Here is an 8,889-nt window from a genome sequence, read left to right as displayed (position 1 = left end):
CATAGTTTTTGGGTTAGCATCTGCACAGCCCTCCACAGGGTTTGTCGGGTGCGCCTTTTTATTTGGCGAAACATGATTTTTCGCCATCAAGGATTAGTTTCAAAGCAGGTGGATCATCAGTCGCAATCAGCTTATCTGTGCCCTGTTCCTCCCTTGCATATTTCCAAATCAGATTCTTGGGGTCAAAGTAATAACGCAGATAATCAGTCGTATTCTTCTGAGGCGCAGTATTACATTCTGCAACTTTCAGGCATGTATTATCGTCTTTTGCCCAGAACAAACACTGATAAAACTCTACAGAAGTCAGACTGTTGGAACAGAGATAATATGTTCGATTCTGTTCATCAGATAGTTGAAATATGCTTCTAACCTTCACATAATCCCCAAGACAGAATACCTGATAACCCTTTTCACGCTTAACAAATAAGTATGACCACCAAGGCGCACCATTGTAGGATTGTCCAAAGTTATAGAAACCTGCTTTGTGATTTGGGGTTTGTGTTTCAACCAAGTAAGTTATGTCCGGACTATAGTAGGCAGCACACATCATAACCCATTCAGCAAGGACAAAGTCTGTCATTCCTCCTGAATGATTGTTTATGGCTGCGATATTGAAGCCCATATAGCTCATGCAATGTCTTACAAGGCTGTCAGGATAGAAACGTTCCTTTCCCCTGCGGTATGCATCAATCTTTGCAATACAGCTATCGATAACCATGTCTATCTCATCTTCTTCTCCTGCCCATTTGACTATAGGGTATTTTGAGGAAAGAATATGAAAGAATCCAGGAAGATCCTCGATGGCGTCAAAGTCAATATATTTTAATACCGTATGTCTTGCGGTATCACCATCAAGGGCATAAGTAATATCTGCCTCAATGGACACATTCATAACAGTATCGTTACGAACAATCTCATGGTTGGTTTGATTATGGCAACTAAATAATGTTACCGACACAACCAACATACAAATGTAATTTAATAACTTCATTGTATATTTATTTTTATTCTACAAAATCTGTTAACCAAACACCGTTGTTACTCAGGTAGAACTTAATACCATCCTCAGACATTTGCTTGGTATTGATTCTAAGAACGTAAGGTTTGCCATATCTCTTTCCAATCTTTACTGCTGTTTCTTCTGTCTGTGAAAGATGTACGTGGAGGCGGTTGCCCTTGACGATGCCCTCTTTTAGGATTGTAGGAACAGTAGTTTCTGCCATTCCGTGATAAAGGATGTCGGGAGGAGTTGTTTCTTTCAATTCCACATCAACATTGATTGAATGACCTTAGCGAGCACGAATCTTCGTTTTGTCTTCTGAAAATTCGTAACGTTTCTTGTTGTTGGTTTCAACAATCTCATCAAGGAGTTCCATCGTATAGCCATGGTTGGCAATGAGGTCAGAAACCTCACGCCATCCATGTTCATCAAACTGGTACTCCTCATCATGCCTGAGGAGGAATGCCAATCTCTTGCCTTTTCTTATTATGTCGTTCATGATTATCTTTTATTGCGTTCATACTTTGTCGTTTCGCCTCTCCAGAGGTCATCGGCTACATGGAGGATAACATCATGAAGTTCGAGGTCTGTCTTAAAGAACTCTGGGATAGCATCATAGCCAACAACCGCACCGAGGATGTTGCCAGTAACGGCTCCTGTAGAGTCGCTGTCGCCACAGTGGTTGACAGAGGCAATCATTGCCTGTTCAAAGTTATCAAAGTACTTGACTGTACAGTAGATAGCTATTGCCAGTGTCTCTTCTGCAACCCATCCTTCACCGATTTTCTCGATGTTTTCAACGTCAGATGCTTTTGAGTCAACAAGCAACAGAACTTTCTCTATTATTGTCATGAGTTCATAGAGAGCTTTCTTTTCTTTAGGATAAAGTTCTTCTAATGTCTCATATCCTTCTTCGAGATATGCTTTGAAGTCCTCGACCATAGGGTTGTCGTTCTGCAAAAGTCGGTAAATTACGTGTGTTTCCAATGCCGATGGCAACCAACCGAGCGGATGCTGATGGGTTATCTCTGCAGCATCAGCTGCAAGTATATCTACGTCATTGATGTTGGAGATACGTCCTTCTGGATTTTCATTCTCTGGTTTGTCCCTCCAAACTGCACCATACAGAGCTACGGGTGCTGTTCGCATGATACCGCCACATCCTTTGCTGTTGTTGAAAAGCTCCTTGCCGTTCATGATGGTTTGCAATGCCGTTATGCAAGTGTTTCCGGGTGCTCGACGGTTATTGAGTTCAGGGATATGACCTATCCAGCAATCAGAAAAGCGTCTTGACTTCCAACCGATCTGTGTAAAAAGCCATTCTATGTACGCTTCACAGATTGCATACTTGGGGGCTTTACCTTGCGATTTTGCATTCAGCAATCCACAGGCGGTGAACAGCGTCATCTGAGTATCGTCAGAAACCCATGCCTTGCTGTTTTTGCCTCCATCTGGTAACCACCATTGGGTTGTGTCCAATTGTGTGATACCATGCTCGCCATATTTCTGTTTGATGCCCATATATGAACCTATGAACTCTACAGGATAGCCGAGAGCATCACCAACAGCACCTCCTACGAGTGAGCCACGTATTTTGTCTAATTGTTTATTCTTGTCCATTTTCTTGTCCTTTCTTAATAATTTTAACAATCGATGTCAGTAAGCTGTGATTAAGGTCGTTTTTATAGTCAAGCCGAACCGTTAACAAACACCAAGCTGCTTAAGAACACTATCCCAATCAGGGAACTCGCTATTTCCGAACTGAATCCACTCTCCTTCAAACTCCTTGGCTCCGTTCTTGCTTCTGTCGTCAATGAGATAGTCACCCTTCAGGAGATTCTTGCAGTGGGTGATGACAATTCGCTTGTGAAACACGTCATCAAGATGCTTTTGAACCCAAAGCAGTTTGTCCGACCATGCAGATGGATTGTTCCATGGAGCTGTAGAGAGGATGTACAGTTCGTAACGACCATCCTTTTGGATTCTGTGCATAGCATCAATAGCACCAGGCATTGGTTCCATCAATGAGAATAGTCCGGGAATTTCATCGAAACGACCAAGGTATTCTTTCTTAACCTCATCGTCCACCTTTGCAAGCCCAGATTCAAAGTCTGCAAGTACGCCATCCATATCAACATATACTCGCTTCAAGGGTACATCCTCATGTTCGGTCTTTTCCTTGCTGAGTTCGTTGATGACCTTCTTTCTTGCCTTGAAGGTTTCCATCGGAATTGGTTCAACTCCATTCTGTTCAGTCATGTACTTGTAAATGGAGTTAAGTACGTACATTATCTTTGAAGTGTTATGACCATCTTCCTGACGGTAACCACGGATTGGTGGAGGTGCAATGCCTTTGTCAGCGGAATAGAACACCCAATAGGTGCAGAGCGCTATGTCTGTACGATGGAGTCCCATGGCACAGGCAATATAGAAATCGCCCTTATCTATCATCTCGCAGAACTGGGGCATGAGTGCAACCATACTTTCAACCTGCTTGGCGTGGTTGTTGACGGGATAATGGAAATATTCCATGCCGTACTTATCGCAGAGGAACGGAAGCTTGTTTGATGAATCCACGTCACGGAGGTCAATCACTCGCTTGACACCAGCTTCAACAAGTGCCGGCCATGCGTATGACTGATGTCTGGAAGACATTGTACGTCCTCTTACACCACCATAGACTGGCGCAATATCTGGTATGTTCGTTTGAATTATTCTGTCTATATTGATCATATCTTTTCTTGTTAAAACGGTTAAAACTGATGAAGGCCCGCCTCTTTACCTTTTTATCTGGTATGGAGGCGAGCCTTCTATGTTTTGCTTGAAAGTAGCAACTCGTGAACGGTTATCAATTCTCATGCCGTGCCCCATGTCCAGAAATAAAACATCCCTTCGCCACCATAAAAGTGGAGATTACATGTAAGTTATGGATGTTCATTGTCTGTTTCATATTCGTCTTTTATTTGCCGATTGGCGCACTTTGTGCGCAAAGTTACACGTTTTTATTTAAATAAGACGCAAATTATTTGGGAAAGTTGAAAAACCGAGTGATTTTATGGGCTAAACCCAATGATTTGCGCTAAGAAGACTACTTTTCATCAAAGAAATCCTCATTAGCATTAGCATCGTTATCAGCAATACGAGAGAACCAACGCTCTCGTGATGCGTTCAACCTTCCGCACATTGCTGCAGTTCCATGAGCGGTGGCATCAAAGTTCATAGCATTCACAATACCCAAGGAATGTGATACAGCCATGGCATCCTGATTGGCTCCGATGTAAGCAAAAGTCCAACCTTCCTTGCCAAGCTTCTCTGTCAATGCCTTGACACTTGCCTGGTTGTATTCCTTTGATGCGTTCTCATAACCATCTGTGATTATGGTAACAAGGACTTTGTCATTCTCCGCAACGCTTTTCTTCAGTTCCGTTACAGACTGACCTATTGCATCATAAAGTGGTGTACAACAAGCCGGGTTGAACTGATCGGGAGTAATGTCTTCCGCTTTCAACGCTTCTGCCCTGTCGAGGACGGTCTTGACTCCATTACTGTTGAAGGTTATAAAGCTCACAAAGTGCTCCTGATCATCATACTTCTTTTGAGCGGAACGTACGCTCTGGAGGGTTTCGTTTACACTATCCACAGCCTGTTTCTCGATGCTACTCATGCTGCCGCTCTCATCGAGGATCAGCAAGTTAAATACTCTTGTTTTCATTATGTTTCGATCATTAGTGTCCCGTTAAAATGAGACGAGTTAAACAATTAATCAAAAAGCCCAGGAATCAGGGGATCATTTAGATCTTTGACATCATTGAAATTAGTCTTGTCGAACAGGTCACGCAAGTGGGTTTTGTCAGTCAATGATATGTTGAGAATTTGCAAAATTTCATAGGTTGAACGGTTCAACTTCATATCATGTTGGACAATAGCCACAAGACAGTACGTGATAATAGCCACACTGATTTGTATGCGAACAGCGTTCTCTGTTGTGCCCCAGAATTTCTTTATCTTGAGTGCTGCTTGAGCCATTTGAAGAACAGCTCGATTAACCATCTTTTCTTATAAAGATTGGCGACATCCAGTGCAGAAAGTTGTTTTGCATTCGTCAAGAAAGTGAACTCACGGTCATCCTCTTCGTCGTAATATCGGACGAGTCTGAATGACTCAGGATATTTTTTCTCCGAGAGATATCCTGTCAGTTTCACTTCCGCATCTGTCATTATGTTCTTTGGCATTCTTCGCTTCCATTTGACTGTCTTATACTTTAAGTTCGTCTTGGCTCTGACAACAAAGAAAGAGTCTGTAAGATGTATCCTATAGAGTTCTTTAAAGGAGTCATAAGCCCTGTCGAATATATAATAAGCATTTGGTTCATAATGGATTGAAGACAGTGCTGTGGAATCATGCTTTGAAGCAGTGGTTACAGTATAGAAGGCAGGAACTTGTGCTTCAATGTCGTATAAGACATGAGCTTTCACCCCTCCTTTCTTGCTTCGGAACTTTGCCCATGGGAATGTTGCAAGACACAACGGAATCGTTGTTGAATCAAACGCGTATTTCTTTCCGGAAATGTCAAGGATGTTGGTCGTCCGCTTCTCGCAGGCTTCCTTCATCATATAGAATGCAAAGTCTTCGAAGATTCTGTAATCACGGTTCTGGTTCACTGTCGCAAGAGTTGTCTTAGCTATCGGTTCACGACCTAAACCAAGATGATATTGCTTGGCCCTATGCGCCTCGAAAGCAACGATTAAGTCTCGCAGGCTCTCACGGTTACTCAGTTGTCCAAACATCATCGCGAGCATCTGATTCCTGCAAGTGAAATGTTTCACATATCTGTTGCCATCATACTTGCGGACATAGTTGTTGAACTGAGTCCTGTTCAGAAAAGCGGTTAATTGAGAGAATACGTATTTGTCTTGGAACATAGCAGCCATTTGTATTAGATTGCAAAGTTGCAAAATCAAGTCCGTTTCATTTCAAAAAACCGCGTAATTGACTATATTTCAATAATTTCAAAGAACTATTTATCCACTTTTACGGGACAGTAGTGTGTTTCGATTATTTGTTTATGATTGATTCTGATTGATTCTGCTTCCTTACGCATAGCTCTCAGTAGGTTCCAATCCTCTTGAATGTTCTTAAACTTAACTATAACATTGCCTTTGCGGTCAATGAAACCATAGATTTCAACTTCGTCATCATCAGTCTTGCCATAGCCATCCTCGTCCATGTAATACATTCCGTCGGGATTTAGCTGCCAGCTTACTTCGGCTACTCCGTTCTCGTATTTGCGGACAAATGAAGGGAAATGGAAGTCTAAGTTTCTGGCTCTGTTGATTACATCTTCTGGTATTCCTTTCAACGACTCCCAATCAATATCATCCTGCTTTACAGTTCGTAGAGTCTCACTGCCGTCCATGAACTCGTATGCGCATTTGGCTCTATGATCGATGATGAAGCGAGGTTTCCAATACTGACAGATAACTTGGCTTACGATAGCCATATCCTCACCATTGTCTTCTGTTCGCCAAGAACCTGACTTATACATTTCAGTATTCAGCCTTGTATAAAGGTCTTGTGCAGCGGAATCATTGCTTTGATTCTTATTAACCTTGAAAAAGTTCATGATGTTCATAATTTGATATTCTTTTGTTAAACGTCTTTGGCTGTACTTATTTTAAGCGAATAATGACTGAACCTCAGATACCATACTTGCAGGAAGAGAGTAACGGCTGTCCTGATTGCATACGGTTATAGCCTGTATGAAGTGAGACCACTCGCTTGCATAGACCTTGTGCATGTGGTTGTTGGCATCATTAGTACCATTGAAGCAGTATGTCATGTTTGCCAGACGGTCGCAAAGCTTTACGAATGGAGCGTATGGTGTCTCACGAATGCCTGCATAGTAGTGTTCACCGGCACGCTCCTTGCGTGTGCGTCCCTTATCATTGGTCAGGGCATATACTATTTCAGCCGCAGTGATGCACTGCTCGTTGGTCATGAAACGACCTGCGATAGACACTACATCATTGTAGGTAAGACGTGCGTCCTCGATACTGTCATGGAAGTAAGCGGCAAAAACTACAGGGATGATGTCAGCCTCATTGTTGACAACCTCATATCCATACTTGATAGCAGCATCAGCAACCATAGAGAGGTGATGACCATAAGGCAGATTAGTATCATAAGTCTGTCCAACGTTCTCGTGCAGTGTCCAAGCTGCGTGACGGATCTCATCCAAAACCTGTGCGTTTGCCTTGATGAAGGCATCAAATGTAAACTTCTTCATGACTATATAACTTTTGAATGTTAATACACTTATTTATGCATAGTCAGAGGAAGAAGTAACCATTGTATCAGCAAATTTTGCTTACCATTTTTCCCAATTCATATTCCTGACCTTGTTTACAATCCCTTTCTACTCCTTTTCTGTTGGAGTCTTATCCAATGCAAGACGCACATAGACCTTGTATTTTGCGGTGCTATCATTTGGAATATTCTCGGCATAGCACAATATATTCTTGTTCTCATATTCTGTGATGTCAACGGAGTCTGTACGCAGGAACTCATTGACCTGTACCGTTGTAGTGTCTTCTGGAAGGAAGTTCGAGTTTTCATATTGCCATATAGCAAGACCATGCATCGACACTCTTACATGCCCGATTGTCTTGTCTTTCTGCAAGTCTGTAACAAGAATTTCACCTCTGTCAGCACATCCTTCATCAAATCCGTCAAAATACCCTGTGATGATTTTGCACAGTCGGGATTGAAGTTCTGGCTTTATGTCAGAAGGAAGTATCTTGTTGTCATAGATGTGATAAGTCTGTGAGTAACCATCCTTTTGGAGCAGGAAAGACGTGGTCCATCCCCATTGTGTTACAAATCCTGGTCGGATGTATTCGTATTCGGGTTCTACAAGCAGTCCGTAACGGTCTCTCAATCCTACTAAATCTCCATTCGTGGTATCATTAATGTAAAGAATACCATTGTAGGGAGCGAGGTAGTAATATCCGCTTCGAGGATAGTTCAAACAGGTGTATTGGTTATATCCAATGCTGAATGTAGGAAGCAAGACTCCAAGGTAAAGGATAGAGGCTATTGTTACCGTATGCGACTTGAGGGACTTGTACAGATAGGTACAGGTATAAGCAATCATCATAAAACTTGCAGTAAGCGCAGCAACTCTGAATACACCGCCAAGGCTTTGCGCATACCAGAATACCACAGAACCAAGCAGCAATAGCCATACCTTTTCGGCTTTAAGGTTGAAATAACGGCATACCATCCAATATACCAAAGGCGGTGCTACGAAGCACATGGACTGACAGAAACGCTGATTCATGCTATACGGCACATAGCGAGAAGAATGATATTGCAGTTATTGCACAGAAGTATTGAGCTCGCCTGTCATGCCAAAGAATACTGCCAAAGAGTTCTTTCTTGGTCATCCCTGTATTGTCCAGCCTTTTGCGGAACAGCAGATACAGATAATAAGCAATAGGCATCACAACAATCCATACCCAGATACAGCCAGCAATACACCAATCTACGTAACGATTGTATTCCAATCGGGTAACATGGAAGAAATAGTCGCCAATCTCACCGATACCATTGTATATACGGAGATCATAGGACAAAAGCACCCACATACTAGCAAACACAAGCAATGACATCCATGTTTTCTTCTCCTTACGTTCCAAAAGAAATAGCGAGGCGTAATAGGACAATGGCACCAAGGTACACCGTTGTGAGTATCGTCCACAGAAAGCACTCAACATCCAAAGGAGGCATACTTCCAAGTCAAAGTATTGCAGTTTTGATTTCATAATGACCGTATTTTAGGGATGCTCGTAAATCAGTCAAAAACAACCTAACGATCTAATTGTCAGTGT

The 8,889-nt window shown here is 42.3% G+C and carries 8 protein-coding genes and 2 pseudogenes; all 10 read right to left on the bottom strand.

From position 1 onward, the window contains the following. Positions 1-58: 58 nt before the first annotated feature. Complete coding sequence (locus tag KM934_RS11795) at positions 59-991, bottom strand: hypothetical protein (RefSeq protein WP_215760800.1); 933 nt, start codon at positions 989-991, stop codon at positions 59-61. Positions 992-1,004: 13 nt separating this feature from the next. After that, positions 1,005-1,499 (bottom strand): annotated as a pseudogene (locus KM934_RS13205) (RNA 2'-phosphotransferase). A 2-nt stretch (positions 1,500-1,501) separates the two neighbouring features. Then, a complete protein-coding gene (locus KM934_RS11780) occupies positions 1,502-2,620 on the bottom strand; it encodes an ADP-ribosylglycohydrolase family protein (RefSeq protein WP_215760797.1) in 1,119 nt (372 codons plus the stop codon). Between the two features lie 81 nt (positions 2,621-2,701). After that, positions 2,702-3,733, bottom strand: coding sequence for a 5' nucleotidase, NT5C type (locus KM934_RS13200; RefSeq protein ID WP_252344992.1), 1,032 nt, complete (start codon positions 3,731-3,733; stop codon positions 2,702-2,704). Positions 3,734-4,088: 355 nt separating this feature from the next. Next, positions 4,089-4,712, bottom strand: coding sequence for a vWA domain-containing protein (locus KM934_RS11770; protein ID WP_215760796.1), 624 nt, complete (start codon positions 4,710-4,712; stop codon positions 4,089-4,091). 47 nt (positions 4,713-4,759) lie between these two features. Further along, a pseudogene (locus KM934_RS11765) lies at positions 4,760-5,922 on the bottom strand (IS4 family transposase). A gap of 95 nt (positions 5,923-6,017) precedes the next feature. Beyond that, complete coding sequence (locus KM934_RS11760; protein ID WP_215760795.1) at positions 6,018-6,632, bottom strand: hypothetical protein; 615 nt, start codon at positions 6,630-6,632, stop codon at positions 6,018-6,020. A 42-nt stretch (positions 6,633-6,674) separates the two neighbouring features. Beyond that, positions 6,675-7,286, bottom strand: coding sequence for a hypothetical protein (locus KM934_RS11755; RefSeq protein ID WP_215760794.1), 612 nt, complete (start codon positions 7,284-7,286; stop codon positions 6,675-6,677). 129 nt (positions 7,287-7,415) lie between these two features. Then, on the bottom strand, positions 7,416-8,339 hold the full coding sequence (locus KM934_RS11750; RefSeq protein ID WP_215760793.1) for a hypothetical protein: 924 nt from the start codon (positions 8,337-8,339) through the stop codon (positions 7,416-7,418). 1 nt (position 8,340) lies between these two features. Beyond that, positions 8,341-8,823 (bottom strand): hypothetical protein, encoded by a 483-nt coding sequence (locus tag KM934_RS11745; protein WP_215760792.1) that lies wholly within the window; start codon positions 8,821-8,823, stop codon positions 8,341-8,343. Positions 8,824-8,889: the final 66 nt, after the last annotated feature.

Origin of the sequence: Hallella faecis (assembly GCF_018789675.1) — a bacterium.
Lineage (GTDB): Bacteria > Bacteroidota > Bacteroidia > Bacteroidales > Bacteroidaceae > Prevotella > Prevotella faecis.
Note: the sequence above shows the minus strand (reverse complement) of the source record. Positions and strands in the feature narration are given on the sequence as shown.